General features: G+C 43.8%; 36 protein-coding genes. All 36 read left to right on the forward strand.

The genetic code is table 11. The features are described 5' to 3' along the window. The first annotated feature begins 14 nt into the window (after positions 1-14). The 36 genes from rpsG to J7I80_RS20215 all read left to right on the forward strand — a co-directional run bounded on the left by rpsG (position 15) and on the right by J7I80_RS20215 (position 22,247). Positions 15-485 (forward strand): 30S ribosomal protein S7, encoded by a 471-nt coding sequence (rpsG, locus tag J7I80_RS20040; RefSeq protein ID WP_041966528.1) that lies wholly within the window; start codon positions 15-17, stop codon positions 483-485. Positions 486-533: 48 nt separating this feature from the next. Further along, complete coding sequence (gene fusA, locus J7I80_RS20045; protein ID WP_214740717.1) at positions 534-2,612, forward strand: elongation factor G; 2,079 nt, start codon at positions 534-536, stop codon at positions 2,610-2,612. A gap of 124 nt (positions 2,613-2,736) precedes the next feature. Beyond that, positions 2,737-3,924, forward strand: coding sequence for an elongation factor Tu (gene tuf, locus J7I80_RS20050; RefSeq protein WP_102264854.1), 1,188 nt, complete (start codon positions 2,737-2,739; stop codon positions 3,922-3,924). Between the two features lie 583 nt (positions 3,925-4,507). Then, positions 4,508-4,816: a 30S ribosomal protein S10 gene (rpsJ, locus tag J7I80_RS20055; protein ID WP_009791329.1), complete on the forward strand. Its 309-nt coding sequence runs from the start codon at positions 4,508-4,510 to the stop codon at positions 4,814-4,816. Between the two features lie 37 nt (positions 4,817-4,853). Further along, positions 4,854-5,483, forward strand: a complete 630-nt coding sequence (gene rplC / locus J7I80_RS20060; RefSeq protein ID WP_041966525.1) for a 50S ribosomal protein L3 — start codon at positions 4,854-4,856, stop codon at positions 5,481-5,483. A gap of 26 nt (positions 5,484-5,509) precedes the next feature. Then, positions 5,510-6,133 (forward strand): 50S ribosomal protein L4, encoded by a 624-nt coding sequence (gene rplD / locus J7I80_RS20065; protein WP_214740719.1) that lies wholly within the window; start codon positions 5,510-5,512, stop codon positions 6,131-6,133. After that, positions 6,130-6,417: a 50S ribosomal protein L23 gene (gene rplW / locus J7I80_RS20070; protein WP_214740776.1), complete on the forward strand. Its 288-nt coding sequence runs from the start codon at positions 6,130-6,132 to the stop codon at positions 6,415-6,417. The genes rplD and rplW overlap by 4 nt, the downstream gene beginning before the upstream one ends. 29 nt (positions 6,418-6,446) lie before the next feature. Next, positions 6,447-7,277 carry a 50S ribosomal protein L2 gene (gene rplB, locus J7I80_RS20075; RefSeq protein WP_102264858.1) on the forward strand — a complete coding sequence of 277 codons (831 nt, stop codon included), beginning with the start codon at positions 6,447-6,449 and terminating at the stop codon, positions 7,275-7,277. 57 nt (positions 7,278-7,334) lie between these two features. Then, complete coding sequence (rpsS, locus tag J7I80_RS20080; RefSeq protein WP_044393904.1) at positions 7,335-7,613, forward strand: 30S ribosomal protein S19; 279 nt, start codon at positions 7,335-7,337, stop codon at positions 7,611-7,613. 18 nt (positions 7,614-7,631) lie between these two features. Further along, positions 7,632-7,973: a 50S ribosomal protein L22 gene (gene rplV, locus J7I80_RS20085; protein ID WP_023626425.1), complete on the forward strand. Its 342-nt coding sequence runs from the start codon at positions 7,632-7,634 to the stop codon at positions 7,971-7,973. A 3-nt stretch (positions 7,974-7,976) separates the two neighbouring features. Continuing rightward, on the forward strand, positions 7,977-8,633 hold the full coding sequence (gene rpsC, locus J7I80_RS20090; RefSeq protein ID WP_214740721.1) for a 30S ribosomal protein S3: 657 nt from the start codon (positions 7,977-7,979) through the stop codon (positions 8,631-8,633). Between the two features lies 1 nt (position 8,634). Continuing rightward, positions 8,635-9,069: a 50S ribosomal protein L16 gene (gene rplP, locus J7I80_RS20095; protein WP_023626423.1), complete on the forward strand. Its 435-nt coding sequence runs from the start codon at positions 8,635-8,637 to the stop codon at positions 9,067-9,069. Continuing rightward, complete coding sequence (gene rpmC / locus J7I80_RS20100; RefSeq protein ID WP_023626422.1) at positions 9,059-9,259, forward strand: 50S ribosomal protein L29; 201 nt, start codon at positions 9,059-9,061, stop codon at positions 9,257-9,259. The genes rplP and rpmC overlap by 11 nt, the downstream gene beginning before the upstream one ends. A 19-nt stretch (positions 9,260-9,278) precedes the next feature. After that, positions 9,279-9,542: a 30S ribosomal protein S17 gene (rpsQ, locus tag J7I80_RS20105; protein ID WP_041966521.1), complete on the forward strand. Its 264-nt coding sequence runs from the start codon at positions 9,279-9,281 to the stop codon at positions 9,540-9,542. Between the two features lie 40 nt (positions 9,543-9,582). Further along, positions 9,583-9,951 carry a 50S ribosomal protein L14 gene (gene rplN / locus J7I80_RS20110; protein WP_023626420.1) on the forward strand — a complete coding sequence of 123 codons (369 nt, stop codon included), beginning with the start codon at positions 9,583-9,585 and terminating at the stop codon, positions 9,949-9,951. Positions 9,952-9,985: 34 nt separating this feature from the next. Further along, positions 9,986-10,297: a 50S ribosomal protein L24 gene (rplX, locus tag J7I80_RS20115; protein WP_023626419.1), complete on the forward strand. Its 312-nt coding sequence runs from the start codon at positions 9,986-9,988 to the stop codon at positions 10,295-10,297. A 26-nt stretch (positions 10,298-10,323) separates the two neighbouring features. After that, on the forward strand, positions 10,324-10,863 hold the full coding sequence (gene rplE, locus J7I80_RS20120; RefSeq protein WP_041966519.1) for a 50S ribosomal protein L5: 540 nt from the start codon (positions 10,324-10,326) through the stop codon (positions 10,861-10,863). A 25-nt stretch (positions 10,864-10,888) separates the two neighbouring features. Further along, positions 10,889-11,074, forward strand: a complete 186-nt coding sequence (gene rpsN / locus J7I80_RS20125; RefSeq protein WP_009499044.1) for a 30S ribosomal protein S14 — start codon at positions 10,889-10,891, stop codon at positions 11,072-11,074. Between the two features lie 30 nt (positions 11,075-11,104). After that, positions 11,105-11,503 carry a 30S ribosomal protein S8 gene (gene rpsH, locus J7I80_RS20130; protein WP_214740723.1) on the forward strand — a complete coding sequence of 133 codons (399 nt, stop codon included), beginning with the start codon at positions 11,105-11,107 and terminating at the stop codon, positions 11,501-11,503. Positions 11,504-11,535: 32 nt separating this feature from the next. Beyond that, on the forward strand, positions 11,536-12,072 hold the full coding sequence (rplF, locus tag J7I80_RS20135; RefSeq protein ID WP_214740725.1) for a 50S ribosomal protein L6: 537 nt from the start codon (positions 11,536-11,538) through the stop codon (positions 12,070-12,072). Between the two features lie 32 nt (positions 12,073-12,104). Then, positions 12,105-12,464 carry a 50S ribosomal protein L18 gene (rplR, locus tag J7I80_RS20140; protein WP_023626415.1) on the forward strand — a complete coding sequence of 120 codons (360 nt, stop codon included), beginning with the start codon at positions 12,105-12,107 and terminating at the stop codon, positions 12,462-12,464. Between the two features lie 24 nt (positions 12,465-12,488). After that, positions 12,489-12,989, forward strand: a complete 501-nt coding sequence (rpsE, locus tag J7I80_RS20145; protein WP_214740727.1) for a 30S ribosomal protein S5 — start codon at positions 12,489-12,491, stop codon at positions 12,987-12,989. Between the two features lie 13 nt (positions 12,990-13,002). Next, the gene (gene rpmD, locus J7I80_RS20150; RefSeq protein WP_023626413.1) at positions 13,003-13,185 is read left to right on the forward strand and encodes a 50S ribosomal protein L30; all 183 of its coding nucleotides are present in this window, start codon (positions 13,003-13,005) and stop codon (positions 13,183-13,185) included. Positions 13,186-13,216: 31 nt separating this feature from the next. Continuing rightward, positions 13,217-13,657 carry a 50S ribosomal protein L15 gene (rplO, locus tag J7I80_RS20155; RefSeq protein WP_214740729.1) on the forward strand — a complete coding sequence of 147 codons (441 nt, stop codon included), beginning with the start codon at positions 13,217-13,219 and terminating at the stop codon, positions 13,655-13,657. Beyond that, positions 13,657-14,952, forward strand: coding sequence for a preprotein translocase subunit SecY (gene secY / locus J7I80_RS20160; RefSeq protein ID WP_214740731.1), 1,296 nt, complete (start codon positions 13,657-13,659; stop codon positions 14,950-14,952). Before rplO ends, secY begins: the two co-directional genes overlap by 1 nt. A 58-nt stretch (positions 14,953-15,010) precedes the next feature. Continuing rightward, positions 15,011-15,661 (forward strand): adenylate kinase, encoded by a 651-nt coding sequence (locus J7I80_RS20165; protein ID WP_214740733.1) that lies wholly within the window; start codon positions 15,011-15,013, stop codon positions 15,659-15,661. Further along, entirely contained in the window at positions 15,661-16,407 is a 747-nt protein-coding gene (gene map / locus J7I80_RS20170; RefSeq protein WP_214740735.1) for a type I methionyl aminopeptidase, read from the forward strand. Before J7I80_RS20165 ends, map begins: the two co-directional genes overlap by 1 nt. Before the next feature lie 225 nt (positions 16,408-16,632). Next, complete coding sequence (gene infA / locus J7I80_RS20175; protein WP_019157108.1) at positions 16,633-16,851, forward strand: translation initiation factor IF-1; 219 nt, start codon at positions 16,633-16,635, stop codon at positions 16,849-16,851. A 34-nt stretch (positions 16,852-16,885) separates the two neighbouring features. After that, positions 16,886-16,999 (forward strand): 50S ribosomal protein L36, encoded by a 114-nt coding sequence (rpmJ, locus tag J7I80_RS20180; RefSeq protein WP_003156543.1) that lies wholly within the window; start codon positions 16,886-16,888, stop codon positions 16,997-16,999. 23 nt (positions 17,000-17,022) lie between these two features. Further along, a complete protein-coding gene (gene rpsM, locus J7I80_RS20185) occupies positions 17,023-17,388 on the forward strand; it encodes a 30S ribosomal protein S13 (protein WP_192472770.1) in 366 nt (121 codons plus the stop codon). 24 nt (positions 17,389-17,412) lie between these two features. Further along, the gene (rpsK, locus tag J7I80_RS20190) at positions 17,413-17,802 is read left to right on the forward strand and encodes a 30S ribosomal protein S11 (protein WP_023626407.1); all 390 of its coding nucleotides are present in this window, start codon (positions 17,413-17,415) and stop codon (positions 17,800-17,802) included. 176 nt (positions 17,803-17,978) lie between these two features. Then, positions 17,979-18,923 carry a DNA-directed RNA polymerase subunit alpha gene (locus tag J7I80_RS20195; RefSeq protein WP_192472769.1) on the forward strand — a complete coding sequence of 315 codons (945 nt, stop codon included), beginning with the start codon at positions 17,979-17,981 and terminating at the stop codon, positions 18,921-18,923. Between the two features lie 80 nt (positions 18,924-19,003). Continuing rightward, complete coding sequence (gene rplQ / locus J7I80_RS20200; RefSeq protein ID WP_041966509.1) at positions 19,004-19,366, forward strand: 50S ribosomal protein L17; 363 nt, start codon at positions 19,004-19,006, stop codon at positions 19,364-19,366. A gap of 402 nt (positions 19,367-19,768) precedes the next feature. Continuing rightward, positions 19,769-20,608: an energy-coupling factor ABC transporter ATP-binding protein gene (locus J7I80_RS20205; RefSeq protein WP_214740737.1), complete on the forward strand. Its 840-nt coding sequence runs from the start codon at positions 19,769-19,771 to the stop codon at positions 20,606-20,608. Next, entirely contained in the window at positions 20,584-21,453 is an 870-nt protein-coding gene (locus tag J7I80_RS20210; RefSeq protein ID WP_214740739.1) for an energy-coupling factor ABC transporter ATP-binding protein, read from the forward strand. Before J7I80_RS20205 ends, J7I80_RS20210 begins: the two co-directional genes overlap by 25 nt. Further along, positions 21,450-22,247 carry an energy-coupling factor transporter transmembrane component T family protein gene (locus J7I80_RS20215; protein WP_214740741.1) on the forward strand — a complete coding sequence of 266 codons (798 nt, stop codon included), beginning with the start codon at positions 21,450-21,452 and terminating at the stop codon, positions 22,245-22,247. Before J7I80_RS20210 ends, J7I80_RS20215 begins: the two co-directional genes overlap by 4 nt.

Below are 22,247 nucleotides of genomic sequence, written 5' to 3' on the forward strand. Positions count from 1 at the left end.
AAGGAGGAAAAAACATGCCACGTAAAGGTCCAGTTGCAAAAAGAGACGTATTGCCGGATCCGATTTATAACTCAAAGCTTATCACTCGCTTGATCAACAAGATGATGATCGATGGCAAGAGAGGTAAATCACAAAAGATCCTTTATTCAGCTTTTGATATCATTCGTGAGCGCTCAGGCAAAGAGCCAATCGAAGTATTCGATGCAGCTCTTAAGAACATCATGCCTGTTCTAGAAGTAAAAGCACGCCGTGTAGGTGGAGCTAACTATCAAGTACCAATCGAGGTGCGTGCAGACCGCCGTACAACTCTTGGTCTTCGCTGGTTGGTAAACTACTCACGTCTTCGTGGGGAAAAGACAATGGAAGAGCGTCTTGCTAACGAAATTCTTGACGCTGCTAACAACACTGGTGCTTCTGTTAAGAAGCGCGAAGATACACACAAAATGGCGGAAGCGAACAAAGCATTCGCTCACTATCGTTGGTAATCTTACCTTCAATCTAAAAACACTTATACTAGGAAGGAGAAAGACCAAATGGCAAGAGAGTTCTCCTTAGAAAAAACTCGTAATATTGGGATCATGGCTCACATTGATGCTGGTAAAACAACAACAACTGAGCGTGTTCTTTATTATACTGGCCGTATCCACAAGATCGGCGAAACACATGAAGGTGCTTCTCAGATGGACTGGATGGAGCAGGAACAAGAGCGTGGAATCACGATCACTTCTGCTGCAACAACAGCTTCTTGGAAAGAACACCGTGTAAACATCATCGATACACCAGGACACGTAGACTTCACTGTTGAAGTTGAACGTTCTCTTCGTGTACTTGATGGTGCAGTAGCTGTACTTGACGCACAGTCAGGTGTTGAGCCTCAAACTGAAACAGTTTGGCGCCAGGCTACTACTTATGGAGTTCCACGTGTAGTATTCGTTAACAAAATGGATAAGTTAGGCGCGGACTTCTTATACTCAGTATCAACTATTCATGATCGTCTTCAAGCTAACGCTCATCCGATCCAACTTCCGATCGGTGCTGAAGATGAGTTTGAAGCAATCATCGACTTAGTTGAAATGAGAGCAATCTTCTATGGTAATGACCTTGGAACAGAAATCACTGTTGGGGAAATTCCTGAAGAATATATGGCTCAAGCTGAAGAATACCGTGAAAAGCTAGTAGAAGCGGTAGCTGAGCTTGACGAAGAGTTAATGGAAAAATACCTAGGCGGAGAAGAGCTTACAGTCGAAGAGATCAAAGCTGCAATCCGTAAAGGTACAACGAATGTTGAATTCTACCCAGTTATCTGTGGTTCAGCATTCAAAAACAAAGGTGTTCAACTAATGCTTGACGCTGTTATCGACTACCTTCCTTCTCCGCTTGATGTACCTGCAATCCAGGGCCATCTTCCGGATACTGAAGATGTGGTTGAGCGTCACTCTGACGACAACGAGCCGTTCTCTGCTCTTGCGTTTAAAGTTATGACTGACCCTTATGTTGGTAAATTAACATTCTTCCGCGTTTACTCCGGAACTCTTGATTCTGGCTCTTATGTCCAGAACTCGACTAAAGGAAAGCGTGAGCGTATCGGACGTATCCTTCAGATGCACGCGAACAGCCGTCAGGAAATCTCAACGGTTTACGCTGGTGACATCGCTGCAGCTGTAGGTTTGAAAGATACAACTACTGGTGACACTCTATGTGATGAAAAATCTCTAGTTATTCTTGAATCCATGCAGTTCCCAGAGCCAGTAATCCAGTTATCAGTTGAGCCTAAGTCAAAAGCTGACCAGGACAAGATGACAACTGCATTGCAAAAGCTTCAAGAAGAAGATCCTACATTCCGCGCACACACTGACCAGGAAACTGGACAGGTTATCATCGCTGGAATGGGTGAACTTCACCTTGACATCATCGTTGACCGTATGAAGCGTGAATTTAAAGTGGAAGCAAACGTTGGTGCACCTCAGGTTGCATACCGTGAAACTTTCCGCGAATCAGCTAACGTTGAAGGTAAATTCGCTCGTCAATCCGGTGGACGTGGCCAATACGGACACGTTTGGATTGAGTTCTCTCCAAACGAAGAAGGAAAAGGCTTTGAATTCGTGAACGGCATCGTCGGTGGGGTAGTTCCACGTGAATACATCCCAGCGGTTCAAGCTGGTCTTGAAGATGCTCTAGATCGCGGAGTTCTTGCAGGATATCCACTCGTTGACATCAAGGCAAGACTGTTTGACGGTTCTTACCACGATGTTGACTCCTCTGAAATGGCGTTTAAAATCGCTGCTTCAATGGCACTTAAGAATGCGGCTTCCAAGTGTAAGCCAGTTATCCTTGAGCCTGTCATGAGGGTTGAAGTTGTTATCCCTGAAGAATATCTTGGAGATATCATGGGTATGATCACAGCTCGTCGCGGACGCGTCGAAGGTATGGATGCTCGTGGTAACGCTCAAGTAGTTCGTTCGATGGTTCCACTTTCAGAAATGTTCGGTTATGCAACTGCTCTTCGTTCAAGCACACAAGGACGCGGTGTATTCTCAATGCACTTCGACCACTACGAAGAAGTTCCTAAATCTGTTTCTGAAGAAATCATCAAAAAAAATAAAGGTGAATAATTGATTTTCACCTATTAATCAAGTATAACTACTAATGTAAGCATAACGCTGTGGGATAGGGGTTCCTATTTCACAGCACATTAAAATATACTTAATTTTCATATATTAAAGGAGGATTTTTCTAATGGGAAAAGCTAAATTCGATCGTTCTAAGCCACACGTTAACATTGGTACAATTGGTCACGTTGACCATGGTAAAACTACTCTAACAGCTGCTATCACTACTGTTCTTTCTAAAGTAGGCGGCGGTGAAGCACGCGGATATGACCAAATCGACGCTGCTCCAGAAGAGCGTGAGCGTGGTATCACAATTTCAACTGCACACGTTGAGTATGAAACTGCAACTCGTCACTATGCACACGTTGACTGCCCAGGACACGCTGACTATGTTAAAAACATGATCACTGGTGCTGCGCAAATGGATGGCGGAATCCTTGTAGTATCTGCTGCTGATGGCCCAATGCCACAAACTCGTGAGCACATCCTTCTTTCTCGTCAGGTAGGCGTACCTTACCTTGTTGTATTCATGAACAAGTGTGACATGGTTGACGACGAAGAACTTCTTGAATTAGTAGAAATGGAAGTACGTGACCTTCTTTCTGAATACGACTTCCCTGGCGATGACATCCCAGTTATCAAAGGTTCTGCTCTTAAAGCTCTTGAAGGAGCTCCAGAATGGGAAGAAAAAATCAACGAGCTTATGGCTGCAGTTGATGAGTACATCCCAACACCAACACGTGATACTGACAAGCCTTTCATGATGCCTGTTGAGGACGTATTCTCAATCACTGGCCGTGGAACAGTTGCTACAGGACGTGTTGAGCGTGGACAAGTTAAAGTCGGTGACGTAATCGAAATCATCGGTATGACTGAAGAGCCAAAATCAACTACTGTAACAGGTGTTGAAATGTTCCGTAAGCTTCTTGATTATGCAGAAGCTGGAGACAACATCGGTGCACTTCTTCGTGGGGTAGCTCGTGAAGATATCCAACGTGGTCAAGTACTTGCTAAGCCAGGTTCTGTTAAGCCACACACAAAGTTCACTGCTGAAGTATACGTTCTTTCAAAAGAAGAAGGTGGACGTCACACTCCATTCTTCACAAACTACCGTCCACAGTTCTACTTCCGTACAACTGATGTAACTGGTATTTGTAACCTTCCTGAAGGCGTAGAAATGGTTATGCCTGGTGACAACATCGAAATGACTGTTGAACTAATCGCTCCAATCGCTATCGAAGAAGGAACTAAGTTCTCAATTCGTGAAGGCGGCCGTACAGTAGGCGCTGGCGTTGTAGCTTCTATTCAAGAGTAATTTTTAATAAACAATGAAAGCAGCTGGATGACGATCCAGCTGCTTTTTTTATATTTTGCATGCAGTTTAGGACCTTTAAATTTAAATAAGAATTTCATGTTTCTTCTATATTATAAGATGCCATCCTCCGGAATAGGTTAGCAAGCGTGAGAACGGTAAAAGCAGAAGCAATTCATTGCCGAAAAGTGAACATAAAAGAGAAAATGGTAAAAGCAGAAGCAATTCATTGCCTGTATTGAGTTAATAATAAATAATCCTCACAAAAAACAACCATTATAGAATTTTAATCTCTTCTAAAACTCCACAGGAATTATTTTCTCCCCGTCCAAATAGTTAGAAATCTCTTTCCCCACTTGTAAAATACCAATGCGCCCGCTATAATAGTAAAAGTGTGTTAAACATAATTAAAAAGCGGAATACTTCTTGCATTTGGGTTATGTTTTATGTATAATAGACAATGTTGGTCTTTGACTGCGATGATGCGAAAGGTTGCTGACACACCCGGCCGCTTTGCCATGGCGAGTGTGTGGGAAATTTTCGCGGAGAATGTCTATTTTAAAATAGGCGAAAAGGAGGGAAAGTAATGGCAAAACAAAAAATTCGTATCCGTTTGAAAGCTTATGATCACAGGATCCTTGATCAATCTGCAGAGAAAATTGTTGAAACTGCAAAACGTTCTGGTGCGGCGGTGTCTGGTCCAATCCCACTACCTACAGAAAAGTCAATTTACACAATTCTTCGTGCGGTGCATAAGTATAAGGATTCACGTGAGCAGTTCGAAATGCGTACGCATAAGCGTCTGATTGACATCATCAATCCGACTCCGCAAACGGTCGACTCACTAATGCGTTTAGACCTGCCATCAGGTGTAGATATCGAAATCAAACTTTAATAAATAAACATTATAATTCACAGGAGGTGTGACTGAAATGACCAAAGGAATCTTAGGAAGAAAGATTGGTATGACTCAAGTATTTGCTGAAAACGGCGACCTTATCCCGGTTACTGTGGTAGAAGCTTCTCCAAACGTAGTGCTTCAAGTGAAATCTGCTGAGACAGATGGCTACGAAGCAATCCAGCTTGGCTTTGAAGACAAGCGCGAAAAGCTCTCTAACAAACCTGAAAAAGGCCACGTTTCAAAAGCAAACACTGCTCCTAAGCGCTTCGTAAAGGAATTAAACGGAGTCGATGTAGCAGGATATGAAGTTGGTCAGGAAGTCAAAGTTGATATTTTCGCAGAAGGCGATATCGTAGATGTTACAGGAATCTCAAAGGGTAAAGGTTTCCAAGGTGTAATCAAGCGCCACGGACAATCTCGCGGACCAATGGCTCACGGTTCTCGTTACCACCGCCGCCCTGGTTCAATGGGTCCTGTTGCTCCAAACCGCGTATTCAAAGGTAAACTTCTACCTGGACGCATGGGTGGAGAGCAGATCACTGTTCAAAACCTGCAAATCGTTAAAATTGACGCAGAGCGTAACCTTCTTCTAATCAAAGGAAACGTTCCTGGTGCTAGAAAAGCCCTTCTAAAAATCAAAGCTGCTGTAAAAGCTAAGTAATTTTTACAGGAAAGGAGGAAACAAGAATGCCTAAAGTAGCATTATTTAACCAAGCTGGTTCACAAGTTGGAGATATCGAACTTAACGATTCAGTATTTGGTATTGAGCCTAACACCCACGTAATGTTCGAAGCAGTAGTAATGCAGAGAGCTTCATTACGTCAGGGAACTCATAAAACTAAAATTCGTTCTGAAGTAGCGGGCGGTGGACGCAAACCGTGGAAACAAAAAGGAACTGGACGTGCGCGTCAAGGTTCTATCCGTTCTCCACAATGGCGCGGCGGCGGTACTGTATTCGGTCCTGTTCCACGCAGCTACAGCTATAAATTGCCTAAGAAAGTTCGTCGTTTAGCAATCAAATCTGCTTTATCATCAAAAGTACAATCTGAAAACATCCTTGTTCTTGAAAGCCTTGCTTTTGAAGCTCCAAAGACAAAGGAATTCAAAACTGTACTTAGCGGTCTTTCTGTTAACACGAAAGCCTTGATCGTTACAGCAGGTCTTGAAGAGAACGTAGCACTTTCAGCACGTAACATTCCTGGAGTAACTGTTGTTACTGCTGATGGAATCAACGTATTGGATGTTCTAAATCATGATAAGCTGATCATGACAAAAGCAGCTGTTGAAAAAGTAGAGGAGGTGCTTGCATAATGGATGCACGCGATATCATTAAGCGCCCCGTTATTACAGAACGTTCTTCTGACCTAATGGCTGAGAAGAAATACACTTTCGAAGTTGATACTAGAGCTAACAAGACTCAAGTTAAAGATGCTATTCAAGCTATTTTCGGCGTAAAAGTTGAAAAAGTTAACATCATGAACTACAAAGGTAAGTTCAAGCGTATGGGCAAATTCGGCGGTTACACAAACAAGCGTCGTAAAGCAATCGTTAAACTTACTCAAGACAGCAAAGAAATCGAATTCTTCGAAGTATAATAATCCAATAAGAAGAGGAGGGAAACGAAATGGCGATTAAAAAGTACAAACCTACCTCCAACGGTCGTCGTAATATGACAGCATCTGATTTTGCTGAAATTACAACTGACAAGCCGGAAAAATCCTTGCTTGCTCCGTTGCACAGAAAAGGCGGTCGTAACAACCAGGGTAAGTTAACTGTTCGTCATCAAGGTGGCGGCCATAAGCGTCAGTACAGAATCATCGATTTTAAACGTACAAAAGATGGCATTCCAGGACGCGTTGCCACAATTGAGTATGATCCAAACCGTTCAGCAAACATTGCGTTAATTAATTATGTAGATGGTGAAAAGAAATATATCCTAGCTCCTAAAAACCTAGTAGTAGGTATGGAAGTTATGTCTGGCCCAACAGCTGACATTAAAGTAGGTAATGCTCTTCCACTAGCTAACATTCCAGTTGGTACTGTAGTACACAACATCGAATTGAAGCCTGGCAAAGGCGGACAATTAGTTCGTTCTGCTGGAACTTCTGCACAGGTTCTTGGTAAAGAAGGTAAATATGTATTGATTCGTTTGAACTCAGGCGAAGTACGTATGATCCTTGCTGAGTGCCGTGCAACTGTAGGTCAAGTCGGCAACGAACAGCACGAATTGATCAACATTGGTAAAGCAGGTCGTTCACGCTGGTTAGGCAAGCGCCCAACAGTTCGTGGATCTGTAATGAACCCTAACGATCACCCACACGGTGGTGGTGAAGGACGTTCTCCAATCGGACGTAAATCACCAATGTCTCCATGGGGCAAGCCAACTCTTGGCTTCAAGACTCGTAAGAAGAAAAACAAATCCGACAAGTTTATTGTACGTCGTCGTAAAAAATAACGGGATTGAGCTACGGTTCGCGGGAACCGTAGGGCAATCACGAAGGGAGGTTCAATCATGGGTCGCAGCTTAAAAAAAGGACCTTTTGTTGATGAGCACTTAATCACAAAGATCGAAAAGTTAAATGAAACTGAAGGCAAGAAAGTTGTTAAAACTTGGTCTCGCCGTTCAACGATCTTCCCACAATTCATCGGACACACTATTGCTGTCTACGATGGTCGCAAACATGTACCTGTTTATGTCACTGAAGACATGGTAGGCCACAAGCTTGGAGAATTTGCTCCAACTCGTACTTACAAAGGTCATGGTAATGACGATAAGAAAACAAGACGTTAATGAGAGGAGGGCATCCAAATGCAAGCTAAAGCTGTTGCAAGAACAGTTCGTATTGCTCCTCGTAAAGCTCGACTAGTTCTAGATTTAATTCGAGGAAAGCAAGTTGGTGAAGCGGTAGCTATCTTAAACCTTACCCCTAAGGCAGCTTCTCCAATCGTAGATAAAGTGTTAAAGTCTGCATTAGCAAACGCAGAGCACAACTATGAGATGGATGTTAATAACCTTGTCGTTTCGGAAGCTTACGCTAACGAAGGACCAACGTTGAAACGTTTCCGTCCACGTGCTATGGGCCGTGCAAGTGCTATTAACAAACGTACTAGCCACATTACAATCGTTTTATCAGAAAAGAAGGAGGGATAATCAGTGGGTCAAAAAGTAAATCCAGTCGGTTTGCGTGTCGGAATCATTCGTGATTGGGAATCAAAATGGTACGCAGGCAAAGACTACGCTGATCTTTTACACGAAGACCTTAAGGTTCGTGAGTACATCACAAAGCGTTTACGCGATGCATCTCTTTCTAAAGTAGAAATCGAGCGCGCTGCAAACCGCTTGAATGTAACTGTCCACACAGCGAAACCAGGAATGGTTATCGGTAAAGGTGGTACAGAAGTTGAAGCACTTCGTAAAGCGCTAAACGAACTGACAGGCAAACGTGTTCATATAAACATTCTTGAAATCAAAAAAGCTGATATCGAGGCGAAATTGGTTGCTGAAAACATCGCACGCCAATTGGAAAACCGCGTATCTTTCCGTCGCGCACAGAAGCAAGTTATCCAACGTGCAATGCGTGCTGGCGCTAAAGGGATCAAGACAATGGTTTCCGGCCGTCTTGGCGGTGCAGACATCGCTCGTTCAGAACAATACAGCGAAGGAACAGTTCCACTTCATACTCTTCGTGCCGATATCGATTATGCTACTGCTGAAGCAGATACAACTTACGGTAAGCTAGGCGTTAAGGTATGGATTTATCGTGGAGAGGTCCTTCCTACGAAGAAGAAATCTGAGGAAGGAGGCAAATAATATGTTATTGCCTAAACGCGTTAAATATCGCCGTCAACACCGTGGCAAGATGCGCGGTCAAGCTAAAGGCGGTACTGAAGTAAACTTCGGTGAATTCGGTTTGCAAGCTCTTGAAGCTTCTTGGATTACAAACCGTCAAATCGAATCTGCTCGTATTGCAATGACTCGTTACATGAAACGTGGCGGTAAAGTCTGGATCAAGATTTTCCCTCACAAGCCATATACTGCAAAGCCTCTAGAAGTCCGAATGGGTTCTGGTAAAGGTGCTCCTGAAGGCTGGGTAGCAGTTGTTAAACCAGGCAAAGTAATGTTTGAAGTTGCTGGCGTTTCTGAAGAGATCGCACGCGAAGCATTACGCCTTGCTGCACACAAGCTTCCTGTAAAGTGCAAGTTTGTTAAACGAGAAGAAATTGGTGGTGAATCTAATGAAAGCTAATGACATTCGTGACCTTACCACTGCTGAAATTGAACAAAAAGTTAAATCTTTAAAAGAAGAGCTATTCAACCTGCGCTTTCAATTAGCGACTGGACAACTTGAAAATACAGCTCGCATTCGTGAAGTACGCAAAGCGATTGCTCGTATGAAAACTGTAATTCGTGAACGAGAGATCGGCGTTAACAGATAATTGAGAGGAGGTTCTCACAATGAGTGAACGCAACCAACGCAAAGTTTATACTGGACGCGTTGTATCTGACAAGATGGACAAAACTGTCACTGTTCTTGTTGAAACATACAAAAAGCATTCATTATACGGCAAGCGTGTAAAATACTCTAAGAAATTCAAAGCTCATGATGAGCAAAATGAGGCAAAAATCGGCGATGTAGTACGTATCATGGAAACTCGTCCGCTATCTGCCACAAAACGTTTCCGCCTTGTAGAAGTGGTGGAAAAAGCTGTTATTATCTAATTGTTCGGATTAAGGTTTATTCCGAAGGGAGGTTACTCGCATGATCCAACAGGAAACACGTTTAAAAGTTGCTGACAATTCAGGTGCTCGTGAGGTTCTTACTATTAAAGTTTTGGGCGGTTCTGGCCGTAAGACTGCTAATATTGGAGACGTTATCGTTTGCACAGTGAAACAGGCAACACCAGGTGGCGTTGTTAAAAAAGGTGACGTTGTCAGAGCAGTTATCGTTCGTACAAAAACTGGTATGCGCCGTACAGACGGTTCTTACATCAAATTTGACGAGAATGCTTGTGTAATCATCCGTGACGATAAGAGTCCTCGTGGTACTCGTATCTTCGGACCAGTTGCACGTGAGCTTCGTGACAACAACTTCATGAAGATCGTTTCATTAGCTCCAGAAGTACTATAATCTATTTCAAATGCCTTTAAGGAGGTGCACACAGATGCATGTAAAAAAAGGTGACAAAGTAATGGTCATCTCTGGTAAGGACAAAGGCAAAACAGGGATCATCCTTGAAGCTTATCCAAAGCAAAGCCGTGTTCTTGTAGAAGGAATCAATATCGTGAAAAAACACGCTAAGCCTTCTCAAGTAAATCCACAAGGTGGAATCTTGAACCAGGAAGCACCTATCCATGTATCAAACGTAATGCCTGTAGATCCGAAGTCTGGCACACCAACCCGAGTTGGTTACACTGTCGAGAACGGCAAGAAGGTACGCGTTGCTAAAAAATCCGGTGAAGTTCTAGATAAATAGTCTATTGAAGAAGGGAGGTACAATCGATGAACCGCCTAAAAGAAAAGTTCAACAATGAAATTACTCCTGCTCTTATGAGCAAGTTTAACTATAAGTCAATCATGGAAGTTCCTAAACTTGAAAAGATCGTAATCAACATGGGTGTAGGTGACGCTGTTGCCAACGCTAAAGCTCTTGATGTTGCAGTTGAGGAATTAGCAACGATCACTGGTCAAAAGCCAGTCGTGACTCGTGCTAAGAAATCAATCGCTGGCTTCCGCCTTCGTGAAGGTATGCCAATCGGTGCGAAAGTAACACTTCGCGGTGAGCGCATGTACGAATTCATCGACAAGTTAATTTCAGTATCTTTACCACGTGTACGTGACTTCCGCGGTATCTCGAAGAAGTCTTTCGACGGACGCGGTAACTACACACTTGGTGTTAAAGAACAGTTAATCTTCCCTGAAATTGATTACGATAAAGTAAATAAAGTACGTGGCATGGACATTGTTATTGTAACGACTGCTAACACTGATGAAGAAGCTCGTGAACTATTAACACAATTCGGAATGCCATTTCAAAAGTAATCTCTAATAAGAGGGAGGCGAAAACGTGGCTAAGAAATCAATGATTGCGAAACAAAAACGCACGCCTAAATATAAAGTACAAGAGTACACTCGCTGTGAGCGCTGCGGCCGTCCGCACTCTGTATACCGCAAATTTAAGCTTTGCCGTATTTGTTTCCGTGAATTAGCATACAAAGGACAAATTCCTGGTGTGAAAAAAGCTAGCTGGTAAAACTGAAAGCTCTGGAAGGAGGTAAATTAAATGGTCATGACAGATCCGATTGCAGATTTGCTAACTCGTATTCGTAATGCGAATATGGTTCGTCACGAAAAATTAGAAGTACCTGCTTCTAACATTAAAAAAGAAATCGCTGAGATCCTTAAGCGTGAAGGTTTCGTGCGTGACGTTGAATATATCGAAGACAATAAGCAAGGTATCATCCGTATCTTCTTGAAGTACGGTGCAAACAATGAGCGTGTTATCACTGGTCTTAAGAGAATCAGTAAGCCAGGTCTTCGCGTTTATGCAAAATCAACTGAAGTACCACGCGTACTTAACGGTTTAGGTATTGCTTTAGTATCAACTTCAAACGGCGTTATAACTGACAAAGAAGCTCGCGCTAAGCAAGTGGGCGGAGAAGTTCTAGCATACGTTTGGTAATAGATTTTTCTGAATGAATGGAGGTGCAACAAATGTCACGCGTAGGTAAAAAACCAATTGAAATTCCAGCTGGTGTTACTGTTACTCTTGATAACAATCACGTAACGGTAAAAGGACCAAAAGGTGAATTGTCTCGTACTTTTCACTCTGACATCGAAATCAAGATCGAAGAGAACGTAATCAACATTTCTCGTCCAACTGATAACAAAGAACATCGTGCATTGCACGGAACGACTCGTGCGGTTCTTGCTAACATGGTTGAGGGTGTATCTAAAGGATTCGAAAGAGGCCTTGAGCTAGTAGGTGTCGGTTACCGTGCGTCTAAGCAAGGTAACAAGCTTGTACTTAACGTAGGATACTCTCATCCAGTTGAAATCGAGGCAGAAAAAGGCCTTGAGATCGAAGTTCCAACAAACACTAAGGTGATTATTAAGGGAACTGACAAAGAGCGTGTTGGCGCATTGGCTGCTAACATCCGTGACGTACGTCCACCAGAGCCTTACAAAGGCAAAGGTATTCGTTATGAAGGCGAATATGTACGCCGCAAAGAAGGTAAAACAGGTAAGTAATGCCGCATAGGTTAACGAAAGGAGTGACGTAAATGATTACGAAGGCTGATAAAAACGCTACTCGCCGTAAAAGACACGGTCGTGTCCGTGCGAAACTTAGCGGAACTGAAGCTCGTCCTCGTCTAAATGTGTTCCGTTCTAACAAGCACATTTATGCTCAACTAATCGACGATGTAAAGGGAGTAACTCTAGCGAGTGCTTCTACTTTAGATAAAGAAGTGAATGTTGAAGGCAATAACCTGGAAGCAGCAAAGCAAATCGGTGAATTGATCGCTAAGCGTGCTGTGGAAAAAGGTTATAAATCAGTAGTATTTGACCGTGGCGGATACCTTTATCATGGCCGCATCCAGGCACTTGCTGATGCTGCCCGCGAAAACGGCTTAGAATTTTAATAAAAAAAGGAGGGACATACAAAGATGCGTCGTATTGATCCAAACAAACTTGAACTTGAAGAACGCGTAGTTACGATTAACCGTGTTGCTAAAGTTGTTAAAGGTGGACGCCGTTTCCGTTTTTCTGCTCTAGTAGTAGTAGGAGATAAAAACGGTCATGTCGGCATGGGTAGTGGTAAAGCACAAGAAGTACCTGAAGCGATTCGCAAAGCTATCGAAGATGCGAAGAAGAACCTAATTCAAGTACCTATGGTTGGTACTACAATTCCACACCAGGTTATCGGACACTTTGGTGCTGGTGAAATCCTTCTGAAGCCTGCTTCTGAAGGTACAGGAGTTATCGCTGGCGGACCAGTTCGTGCGGTACTAGAATTAGCAGGTGTTGCTGACATCCTGTCTAAGTCACTTGGAACTAACACTCCAATCAACATGGTTCGTGCAACTCTTGAAGGTCTTTCTCAACTTAAGCGTGCAGAAGACGTAGCAAAACTTCGCGGTAAATCTGTGGAAGAACTGTTAGGATAAGGAGGGAAATCAAATGGCTAACAAATTAGAAATTACCCTCACTCGCAGCCTGATCGGCCGTCCGCAAGATCAGCGCGAAACAGTTAAGGCTCTTGGCTTACGTAAAATGAACCAAACAGTTGAGCAACAAGATAATGCAGCAATCCGCGGCATGATCAACAAAGTTTCTCACCTTGTTACTGTAAACGAAAAATAATTTATCCTTTTTAAAATAAGGAGGTGCCAACATGAAACTTCATGAATTAAAGCCTGCAGAAGGTTCCCGTAAAGAACGCAAACGTCTTGGACGTGGTATCGGTTCTGGTCAAGGTAAAACTGCTGGTAAAGGTCATAAAGGTCAAAACGCTCGTTCTGGCGGCGGTGTACGCCCTGGTTTTGAAGGTGGTCAAACTCCTTTATTCCGACGCTTGCCGAAACGCGGTTTCACTAACATCAACCGCAAAGAGTACGCAGTCGTTAACCTTGATGCTCTAAACGTTTTCGAAGAAGGAACAGAAGTGACTCCAGAACTTTTAATCGAAACAGGTCTTGTCAAGAAGGAACTAGCAGGTGTTAAGATCCTTGCTAAGGGAAGCCTTGAGAAGAAATTAACTGTTAAAGCTCATAAGTTCTCCTCTGCAGCCGAAGAAGCGATTAAAGCTGCCGGCGGTCAAACTGAGGTGATTTAATGTTCCAGACAATCTCCAATTTTATGCGCGTGGGTGAAATTAGAAATAAAATTCTCTTCACCCTTTTAATGTTGATTGTATTTCGTATCGGTACATTTATTCCTGTACCGAGCGTAAATGCAGATATTTTGAAAGCACAGGATGACATGAGTGTCTTCGGTGTGCTGAATACTTTCGGTGGCGGTGCGCTGCAGAACTTCTCGATCTTCGCGATGGGAATCATGCCGTACATCACTGCTTCAATCATCATCCAGCTCTTGCAGATGGATGTTGTGCCAAAGTTTACCGAATGGTCCAAACAAGGAGAAGTCGGACGCCGTAAATTAGCTCAGTTTACCCGCTATTTCACGATCGTTCTGGGTTTTATCCAGGCACTAGGTATGTCTTATGGCTTTAACAATATGGCAGGAGGATTACTGATCCAGAATGCCGGTATCACAACTTACTTGCTGATTGCTACGGTCTTAACTGCCGGAACTGCATTCCTGATGTGGTTAGGCGAACAGATTACGGCAAAAGGCGTAGGAAATGGTATTTCAATCATTATCTTTGCTGGTATCGTTGCTGGTATTCCGACAATGGTCAATCAGATTTATGCACAGCAGTTCTCTGATGCAGGTGACGCTTTGTTCCTTCGCATCGTGACTATGCTGCTAATCCTTTTGGCTGTTATCGCAATCGTGGTTGGGGTTATCTTCATCCAGCAGGCAACTCGTAAGATACCAATCCAGTACGCTAAGCGCATGAGCGCAGGAAACAATGCGGTTGGCGGCCAGAACACTCACCTTCCATTGAAAGTGAATGCTGCTGGTGTCATCCCGGTTATCTTCGCGATTTCGTTTATCGTTACACCTCCGACAATCGCTCAGTTCTTCGGCACGAATGATGTGACACTTTGGATCCAGAAGACGTTTGATTATACACAACCGATCGGTATGATCGTGTATGTGGCACTGATCGTTGCGTTCACGTATTTCTATGCGTTCATCCAGGTGAATCCTGAACAGGTAGCCGAGAACCTGAAGAAGCAAGGTGGATATGTCCCAGGCATCCGTCCGGGCAAAAACACACAGGAATACTTGACTAAGGTCCTTTACCGTCTGACTTTCGTCGGCGCTATCTTCCTTTCAGTAATCTCTGTGCTGCCAGTATTTTTCATTCAATTTGCTGGTCTGCCTCAATCGGTACAGATTGGCGGAACAAGCTTGCTGATCGTGGTCGGCGTTGCGCTTGAAACGATGAAGCAGCTTGAAGCTCAGCTTGTAAAACGCCATTATAAAGGCTTTATAAAGTAAGATTTAGGGGACTCTGAAGTTCCCTGAATCTTTAATAGAGACTGAGGGGGGAAATCTTGTGAATTTGGTTCTGATGGGGCTTCCGGGTGCCGGGAAGGGCACGCAAGCCGATAAAATTGTTGGTAAATACAACATCCCTCATATCTCAACAGGAGATATGTTCCGTGCAGCTATCAAAGAAGGAACGGAACTTGGATTACAGGCAAAATCATTTATGGACAAAGGAGAGCTAGTTCCTGATGAAGTCACAATCGGGATTGTCCGTGAGCGCTTAAGCAAAGCTGACTGTGAAAATGGATTCCTCTTGGATGGATTCCCGCGCACAGTTGCCCAGGCTGAAGCTCTGGATACTATGCTTGCTGATCTTGGCAAAAAGATTGATTATGTCATCAACATTGATGTTGATCAAAGCATTCTGATGGAACGTTTGACAGGACGCAGGATTTGTAAGAACTGCGGCGCTACCTACCACCTTGTGTTCAACCCTCCTGCAAAGGAAGGCGTTTGTGACCGTTGTGGCGGCGAGCTATACCAGCGCGCTGATGATAATGCCGAAACTGTTCAAAACCGCCTGGATGTAAATGTCCAGCAGACAAAGCCTCTGTTGAACTTCTATGAAGATAAGGGCTACTTACGCAATATCAACGGTCAGCAAGACATTAATGTTGTATTTGCTGATATCGAAGAATTGCTCGGGGGCTTGAATTAATGATCGTTTGTAAAACCCCTCGTGAAATAGAGATTATGCGAGAAGCAGGTCGCATTGTAGCGATGACTCACCAGGAGTTGAAGAAGCATATTGCTCCTGGCATTACAACTAAAGAACTGGATGCCATTGCCGAGGATTTCATCCGCAAACAAGGTGCAACTCCTTCTTTTAAAGGTTATAATGGTTTTCGCGGCAGCATCTGTGCATCAGTTAATAACGAACTAGTTCACGGGATTCCTGGCGAACGGGTTCTGAACGAAGGCGACATCATCAGTATCGATATCGGAGCAAAGTACAACGGATACCACGGGGACTCTGCATGGACTTACCCGGTAGGAAAGATTGATGAGGAAGCCCAGCGTCTTTTGGACGTGACAGAAGAGTCGTTGTTCATAGGCTTGAAAGAAGCCAAGCCAGGGGAACGTCTTTCGAACATCTCCCATGCGATTCAAACGTATGTGGAATCAGAAGGCTTTTCTATTGTTCGTGAGTATGTCGGCCATGGAATTGGGCAAGAATTGCATGAGGACCCGCAAATTCCTCATTACGGACCTCCAAATAGAGGACCTAGGCTGAAGCCTGGTATGGTTCTATGTATAGAACCGATGGTGAATGCAGGAAGCCGCTATGTGAATACGTTAGCCGATGATTGGACTGTTGTAACGGTTGACGGTAAAATGTGTGCCCACTTTGAGCATACAATCGCGATCACAGAAACTGGTTTTGAGATTTTAACAAAAGCCTGATGAAGTGATTGGCCGTCTGGTTCTGTTTTTAGTCTTTAAATGGGCGGAAAAGAGATTTCTATGCGGACGGGATGCCAGCTTTATGTTATAATCATAAGGTTGAGTATTTCTCAATGATATTCTCAATTGCTTGCTGCTTAGAACGTGTCACAAATAGGAAGCTACATTCCGTCAACGCGGAGTATTTGATTTAATACGATTTGAATAAGGAAGGGAGACCAGTTTATGGCGAAAGATGATGTAATTGAAATTGAAGGCACAGTATTGGAAACTTTGCCTAATGCAATGTTTAAGGTAGAATTAGAGAATGGTCATACAGTGTTGGCTCATGTTTCTGGCAAAATCAGAATGCACTTCATTCGGATCCTGCCTGGAGATAAAGTAACAGTCGAGCTTTCTCCATATGATTTGACTCGCGGAAGAATTACTTACCGCTTTAAATAAACCGTGACTCCGTACTATCAAGGAGGTTAGAGTAATGAAAGTGAGACCATCTGTTAAGCCAATCTGCGAAAAGTGCAAAGTTATTCGCAGAAAAGGCAAAGTTATGGTGATCTGTGAAAACCCTAAACATAAACAAAAACAAGGATAATTTTAAAGGAGGTGCGCATCTAGATGGCACGTATTGCTGGTGTAGATATTCCACGTGAAAAGCGTGTAGTTATTGCTTTAACATACATTTTCGGAATCGGCAGATCAACTGCTGTGAAAGTTCTAGCTGAGGCTGGTGTTTCTGAAGACACTCGCGTTCGCGATCTTACTGAAGAGGAACTTAACAAAATCCGTGATATCATCGACAAGCTAAAGGTTGAAGGTGACCTTCGCCGTGAAGTTTCACTAAACATCAAGCGTCTAATGGAAATTGGATCATATCGTGGCTTGCGTCATCGTCGTGGCTTGCCTGTTCGCGGTCAAAACACGAAGAACAACGCACGTACTCGTAAAGGTCCACGTAAGACTGTAGCTAACAAGAAAAAATAATCCGTAAAGGAGGGTAACATTTAAATGGCTCGTAAAACTAATACACGCAAACGCCGCGTCAAAAAGAATATTGAAAGTGGAGTTGCGCATATTCGTTCAACTTTCAACAATACTATCGTAACAATTACAGACGTACATGGTAATGCATTATCATGGTCTAGTGCAGGTGCGCTTGGTTTCAAGGGTTCACGTAAATCCACTCCATTCGCAGCACAAATGGCAGCAGAAACTGCAGCTAAAACTTCTATGGAACATGGTTTGAAAACTCTTGAGGTTACTGTTAAGGGACCAGGTGCTGGCCGTGAAGCAGCAATCCGTGCTCTTCAAGCAGCAGGTCTTGAAGTTACAGCAATTAAAGATGTAACTCCAGTTCCACATAACGGCTGCCGCCCGCCAAAACGTCGCCGTGTTTAATTTTTCTGTATAGAATTTGTAGTCCTGTCTATAATGGGATATGATACAAATATTTTCTAGGTATACAGAAATCATTAATCCAGTTGTTGTGCACAAACGGGAACGTATACATGGGGGAATTTCGGTAAGGTAAAGAGCCTGCCGGGGTTTCGACGTTTTGAAGGAGGGTATATTTGATGATCGAAATAGAAAAACCAAAAATCGAAACGGTTGAGATCAGCGATGATGCCAAGTACGGCAAGTTTGTCGTAGAACCGCTTGAGCGTGGATATGGTACAACTTTGGGTAACTCCTTACGTCGTATCCTATTATCCTCACTCCCAGGTGCAGCTGTCACATCGATTCAAATCGATGGAGTACTTCATGAGTTCTCAACAATTGAAGGCGTCGTAGAAGATGTAACATCAATCATTTTGAACGTTAAGAAATTAGCGTTGAAAATCTACTCTGATGAAGAGAAGACACTTGAAATCGACTTACAGGGCGAGGGTCCAGTAACTGCAGCGGCAATCACGCATGATAGTGATGTTGAAATCCTTAACCCGGATCTTCATATCGCGACACTTTCAAGCAAAGGTTCATTGCGTATGCGCCTGAATGCAAGAAGAGGCCGCGGGTACAATCCTGCTGATCAAAACAAGCGGGAAGACCAGCCGATCGGTGTCATTCCTATCGACTCAATCTATACACCGGTTTCACGCGTTTCTTATCAAGTAGAGAACACACGCGTAGGGCAAATGACGAATTATGACAAGCTGGTATTTGACGTATGGACAGATGGCAGCACAGGTCCTAAGGAAGCTATTGCACTAGGTTCAAAAATCCTGACTGAGCACTTGAATATCTTTGTCGGTTTGACTGACGAAGCTCAAAACGCTGAGATCATGGTAGAGAAAGAAGAAGACCAAAAAGAAAAAGTCCTTGAGATGACGATTGAGGAACTAGATCTTTCTGTTCGATCATATAACTGCTTAAAGCGTGCCGGTATCAACACTGTTCAGGAGCTTGCTCACAAGACAGAGGAAGATATGATGAAGGTCCGCAACCTTGGCAGAAAATCACTAGAAGAAGTAAAAGCAAAACTAGAAGAGCTAGGCTTAGGCTTACGCAAAGATGACTAGTTAATGCAGATTAACTAGGCATTTTGCTGTCAGTACTAATAACTGCCGGCTTATGACTTCAACAAAGGAGGGAAACACTCATGGGATACAGAAAGTTAGGACGCACAAGTGCCCAGCGTAAAGCAATGCTACGTGACTTAACAACTGATTTGATTATCAATGAGCGTATTGAAACTACTGAAACACGTGCGAAAGAACTTCGTTCAGTTGTTGAAAAAATGATTACTCTTGGAAAGCGCGGAGACCTTCACGCTCGCCGTCAAGCATCTGCTTGGGTTCGTAATGAAGTTGCAAACGCTGAAACAAACCAGGATGCAGTTCAAAAACTATTTGCTGACATCGCTCCACGCTACGCAGAGCGCCAAGGTGGATACACTCGTATTATGAAACTTGGACCACGCCGCGGTGACGGTGCGCCAATGGTTATTATCGAGTTAGTTTAATACCATTAAACACTCAAACAAGGGCGATGGACAGTTTATACAAACTTGTTTCATCCCCTTTTTTTGCTATACAGGGTTAATCCCTTACGAAAACTAAAAAAAGCAGCACAAGCCAAAAACGAGCGTTATGATGCGCAGGCCACTGGGAAAGAAGAGTTCACTGGCCCCATCGGCCGGTTACTTCGGGACTCTCCTGAATCGGTTAGCGATAACCGGAGCTGTTCTGCCTGTCTCGTCTAGCTCATGTACTTCTCCCCAGTCCATTTTAGGACCCTGCACTATGCGGATCGCTTCCGCCCGGGGAGAGGTGCAGGCTTTTTTTATATACAAAGAATTTTTTATAAGTAGAAAAGCAGATACAATGAGAAGAGTCAGTTAAGAAGAGTTGAGAGGAGGGCGGAGATGAGCAACCCGTTAGTCAGAATAGAAAATGTATCTTTCCGTTATGAAGGGCAGCAGACTCCCGCGTTAAAGAATATCAGCTTTGATATTTTTGAAGGAGAGTGGCTGGCGATTGTCGGTCATAATGGATCAGGGAAATCTACACTAGCCAAGCTCTTGAACGGCCTGCAATTTCCGCAAGAAGGTTCGATCGAGGTATGTGGGATAACTTTGTCAGAGGATACAATTTGGGATATAAGAAAAAATGTAGGAATGGTTTTTCAAAATCCTGATAACCAGTTCGTTGGAACAACGGTTCGGGATGATGTGGCTTTTGGTCTGGAAAATCACGGCATACCTAGAGAAGTAATGGTAGAGCGCGTGCAAAATTCACTTGATAAAGTCAATATGGGAACCTTTCTAAATCAAGAGCCGCACCATCTGTCCGGCGGCCAAAAACAGCGTGTGGCCATTGCAGGTGTCCTGGCACTGCAGCCTTCGATCATTATTCTGGACGAAGCAACATCCATGCTTGATCCAAGAGGCCGTGCTGAGGTGATCGAAACGGTCCGTGAGCTGAAAGATCGAGAGAACATAACGGTCATATCAATAACACATGATCTTGAAGAAGCTGCGAAAGCAGACAGGATTATCGTCATGAATAAAGGTGAGCTATATCGCGAAGGAACACCTGAGGAAATTTTTGAAATGGATGAAGAGCTGATTAAGCTGGGGCTGGATATTCCCTTCCCTGTAAAAATGAGCAAAATCATGCGTAAAAAAGGAATTTCACTTACGAAATCATATTTGACAGAAGAAGAGCTGGTGACGGAACTATGGACATCTCACTCAAAAATGTAGAATATCGTTACCAGGCTGATTCCCCTTTCGAGCGACTTGCGATTTCAGATGTCTCCATCGATGTACCTTCTGGAACATACCTTGCGGTTATTGGCCATACGGGCTCTGGCAAGTCAACAGTGCTGCAGCATCTGAATGCCCTGTTAAAGCCGACTAAAGGCTCTGTTGTGATCGGCAGCAGGGAAATCAAAGCTGGCCGCAAAGAGAAGAATTTAAAGGGTGTCCGCGAGAAGGTGGGCATTGTCTTTCAATTCCCGGAGCATCAGTTATTCGAAGAAACAGTGGAAAAGGATATCATGTTTGGCCCGATGAACTTTGGCGTTACCGAGCGGGAAGCAAAGGCGCGAGCAAGAGCCTCTATTAATCTTGTCGGATTATCTGAAGAAATCCTTGAAAAATCGCCATTCGATCTTTCAGGCGGACAAATGCGACGTGTTGCCATTGCTGGCGTACTGGCAATGGAGCCAGAGGTCATTGTGTTGGACGAGCCTACTGCGGGTCTTGACCCACGCGGGCGTAAAGAAATCATGGACTTATTTTATTCTCTTCATAAAAAAAGAAATTTATCTACTGTACTTGTTACCCACAGCATGGAAGATGCTGCCCGCTATGCGGATGAAATAGTTGTCATGCATCAGGGGAAGGTTTTTACAAAAGGGACGCCTGACGAGATTTTCTCGAATCCCAAAGCATTAATGGAACTGGGACTTGATGTACCAGAGGTAGTCGGCCTGCAGCTGAAGATCGAAGAAGCCTTCAAGACGAAATTCAGCAGAATCAGCCTTTCCGAGGAGGAACTTGCCGAAATGGTGGCAGAGTTTCTGGAAGGGGGCGCTCCAGAATGATGGAAAAAATGATTTTTGGCCGTTACGTGCCGGGAGATTCCATTCTTCATCGGATGGATCCGCGTTCTAAGCTGATCACTGTCTTCCTGTTCGTCATCGTCGTGTTTATCGCGAATAATGTCCTTACGTATGGAGTTTTAGCAGCTTATACTCTTATCATGGTTGGATTGTCGAAGGTTCCGCTGCGATTCTTATACGGTGGTCTCAAGCCTGTATTCTTGCTGGTGATTTTCACATTCCTGCTCCATATCTTCATGACCAAGGAAGGCGATGTCATCTTCGATCTGGGATGGGTGAAAATATATGAAGAAGGGTTAAGGCAGGGTATCTTTATTTCACTAAGGTTCCTGTTGCTGATTCTGATCACGTCGCTTTTGACTTTGACCACTACTCCAATCGAGATTACAGATGGTCTGGAGACATTGCTGAACCCTTTAAAGAAGTTAAAATTCCCTGTCCATGAGCTGGCACTGATGATGTCGATTTCCTTGAGATTTATTCCGACGCTCATGCAGGAGACTGACAAAATCATGAAGGCGCAGACAGCCAGGGGAGTGGAGTATAACAGCGGTCCGATCAAAGAGCGGATCAAGGCGATTGTTCCTTTGCTGATTCCGCTGTTCATCAGCTCGTTCAAACGGGCCGAAGAACTGGCAGTCGCAATGGAAGCACGAGGCTACAAAGGCGGCGAAGGCCGTACGAAATACCGCCAGCTGACCTGGGGAGTGCCAGATACTATGCTGATTATGTTCCTGGCAGCTGTCACGGTCCTATTAATCATCTTAAGAGGGTAA

The organism is Bacillus sp. ISL-41 (assembly GCF_018613235.1).
Lineage (GTDB): Bacteria > Bacillota > Bacilli > Bacillales > Cytobacillaceae > Mesobacillus.

Coding starts and splice junctions, on each gene's coding strand:
- rpsG (WP_041966528.1), top strand. CDS start 15: ATGCCACGTAAAGGTCCAGTTGCAAAAAGAGACGTATTGCCGGATCCG.
- fusA (WP_214740717.1), top strand. CDS start 534: ATGGCAAGAGAGTTCTCCTTAGAAAAAACTCGTAATATTGGGATCATG.
- tuf (WP_102264854.1), top strand. CDS start 2,737: ATGGGAAAAGCTAAATTCGATCGTTCTAAGCCACACGTTAACATTGGT.
- rpsJ (WP_009791329.1), top strand. CDS start 4,508: ATGGCAAAACAAAAAATTCGTATCCGTTTGAAAGCTTATGATCACAGG.
- rplC (WP_041966525.1), top strand. CDS start 4,854: ATGACCAAAGGAATCTTAGGAAGAAAGATTGGTATGACTCAAGTATTT.
- rplD (WP_214740719.1), top strand. CDS start 5,510: ATGCCTAAAGTAGCATTATTTAACCAAGCTGGTTCACAAGTTGGAGAT.
- rplB (WP_102264858.1), top strand. CDS start 6,447: ATGGCGATTAAAAAGTACAAACCTACCTCCAACGGTCGTCGTAATATG.
- rpsS (WP_044393904.1), top strand. CDS start 7,335: ATGGGTCGCAGCTTAAAAAAAGGACCTTTTGTTGATGAGCACTTAATC.
- rplV (WP_023626425.1), top strand. CDS start 7,632: ATGCAAGCTAAAGCTGTTGCAAGAACAGTTCGTATTGCTCCTCGTAAA.
- rplP (WP_023626423.1), top strand. CDS start 8,635: ATGTTATTGCCTAAACGCGTTAAATATCGCCGTCAACACCGTGGCAAG.
- rpmC (WP_023626422.1), top strand. CDS start 9,059: ATGAAAGCTAATGACATTCGTGACCTTACCACTGCTGAAATTGAACAA.
- rpsQ (WP_041966521.1), top strand. CDS start 9,279: ATGAGTGAACGCAACCAACGCAAAGTTTATACTGGACGCGTTGTATCT.
- rplN (WP_023626420.1), top strand. CDS start 9,583: ATGATCCAACAGGAAACACGTTTAAAAGTTGCTGACAATTCAGGTGCT.
- rplX (WP_023626419.1), top strand. CDS start 9,986: ATGCATGTAAAAAAAGGTGACAAAGTAATGGTCATCTCTGGTAAGGAC.
- rplE (WP_041966519.1), top strand. CDS start 10,324: ATGAACCGCCTAAAAGAAAAGTTCAACAATGAAATTACTCCTGCTCTT.
- rpsH (WP_214740723.1), top strand. CDS start 11,105: ATGGTCATGACAGATCCGATTGCAGATTTGCTAACTCGTATTCGTAAT.
- rplF (WP_214740725.1), top strand. CDS start 11,536: ATGTCACGCGTAGGTAAAAAACCAATTGAAATTCCAGCTGGTGTTACT.
- rplR (WP_023626415.1), top strand. CDS start 12,105: ATGATTACGAAGGCTGATAAAAACGCTACTCGCCGTAAAAGACACGGT.
- rpsE (WP_214740727.1), top strand. CDS start 12,489: ATGCGTCGTATTGATCCAAACAAACTTGAACTTGAAGAACGCGTAGTT.
- rpmD (WP_023626413.1), top strand. CDS start 13,003: ATGGCTAACAAATTAGAAATTACCCTCACTCGCAGCCTGATCGGCCGT.
- rplO (WP_214740729.1), top strand. CDS start 13,217: ATGAAACTTCATGAATTAAAGCCTGCAGAAGGTTCCCGTAAAGAACGC.
- secY (WP_214740731.1), top strand. CDS start 13,657: ATGTTCCAGACAATCTCCAATTTTATGCGCGTGGGTGAAATTAGAAAT.
- map (WP_214740735.1), top strand. CDS start 15,661: ATGATCGTTTGTAAAACCCCTCGTGAAATAGAGATTATGCGAGAAGCA.
- infA (WP_019157108.1), top strand. CDS start 16,633: ATGGCGAAAGATGATGTAATTGAAATTGAAGGCACAGTATTGGAAACT.
- rpmJ (WP_003156543.1), top strand. CDS start 16,886: ATGAAAGTGAGACCATCTGTTAAGCCAATCTGCGAAAAGTGCAAAGTT.
- rpsM (WP_192472770.1), top strand. CDS start 17,023: ATGGCACGTATTGCTGGTGTAGATATTCCACGTGAAAAGCGTGTAGTT.
- rpsK (WP_023626407.1), top strand. CDS start 17,413: ATGGCTCGTAAAACTAATACACGCAAACGCCGCGTCAAAAAGAATATT.
- J7I80_RS20195 (WP_192472769.1), top strand. CDS start 17,979: ATGATCGAAATAGAAAAACCAAAAATCGAAACGGTTGAGATCAGCGAT.
- rplQ (WP_041966509.1), top strand. CDS start 19,004: ATGGGATACAGAAAGTTAGGACGCACAAGTGCCCAGCGTAAAGCAATG.
- J7I80_RS20205 (WP_214740737.1), top strand. CDS start 19,769: ATGAGCAACCCGTTAGTCAGAATAGAAAATGTATCTTTCCGTTATGAA.
- J7I80_RS20210 (WP_214740739.1), top strand. CDS start 20,584: ATGGACATCTCACTCAAAAATGTAGAATATCGTTACCAGGCTGATTCC.
- J7I80_RS20215 (WP_214740741.1), top strand. CDS start 21,450: ATGATGGAAAAAATGATTTTTGGCCGTTACGTGCCGGGAGATTCCATT.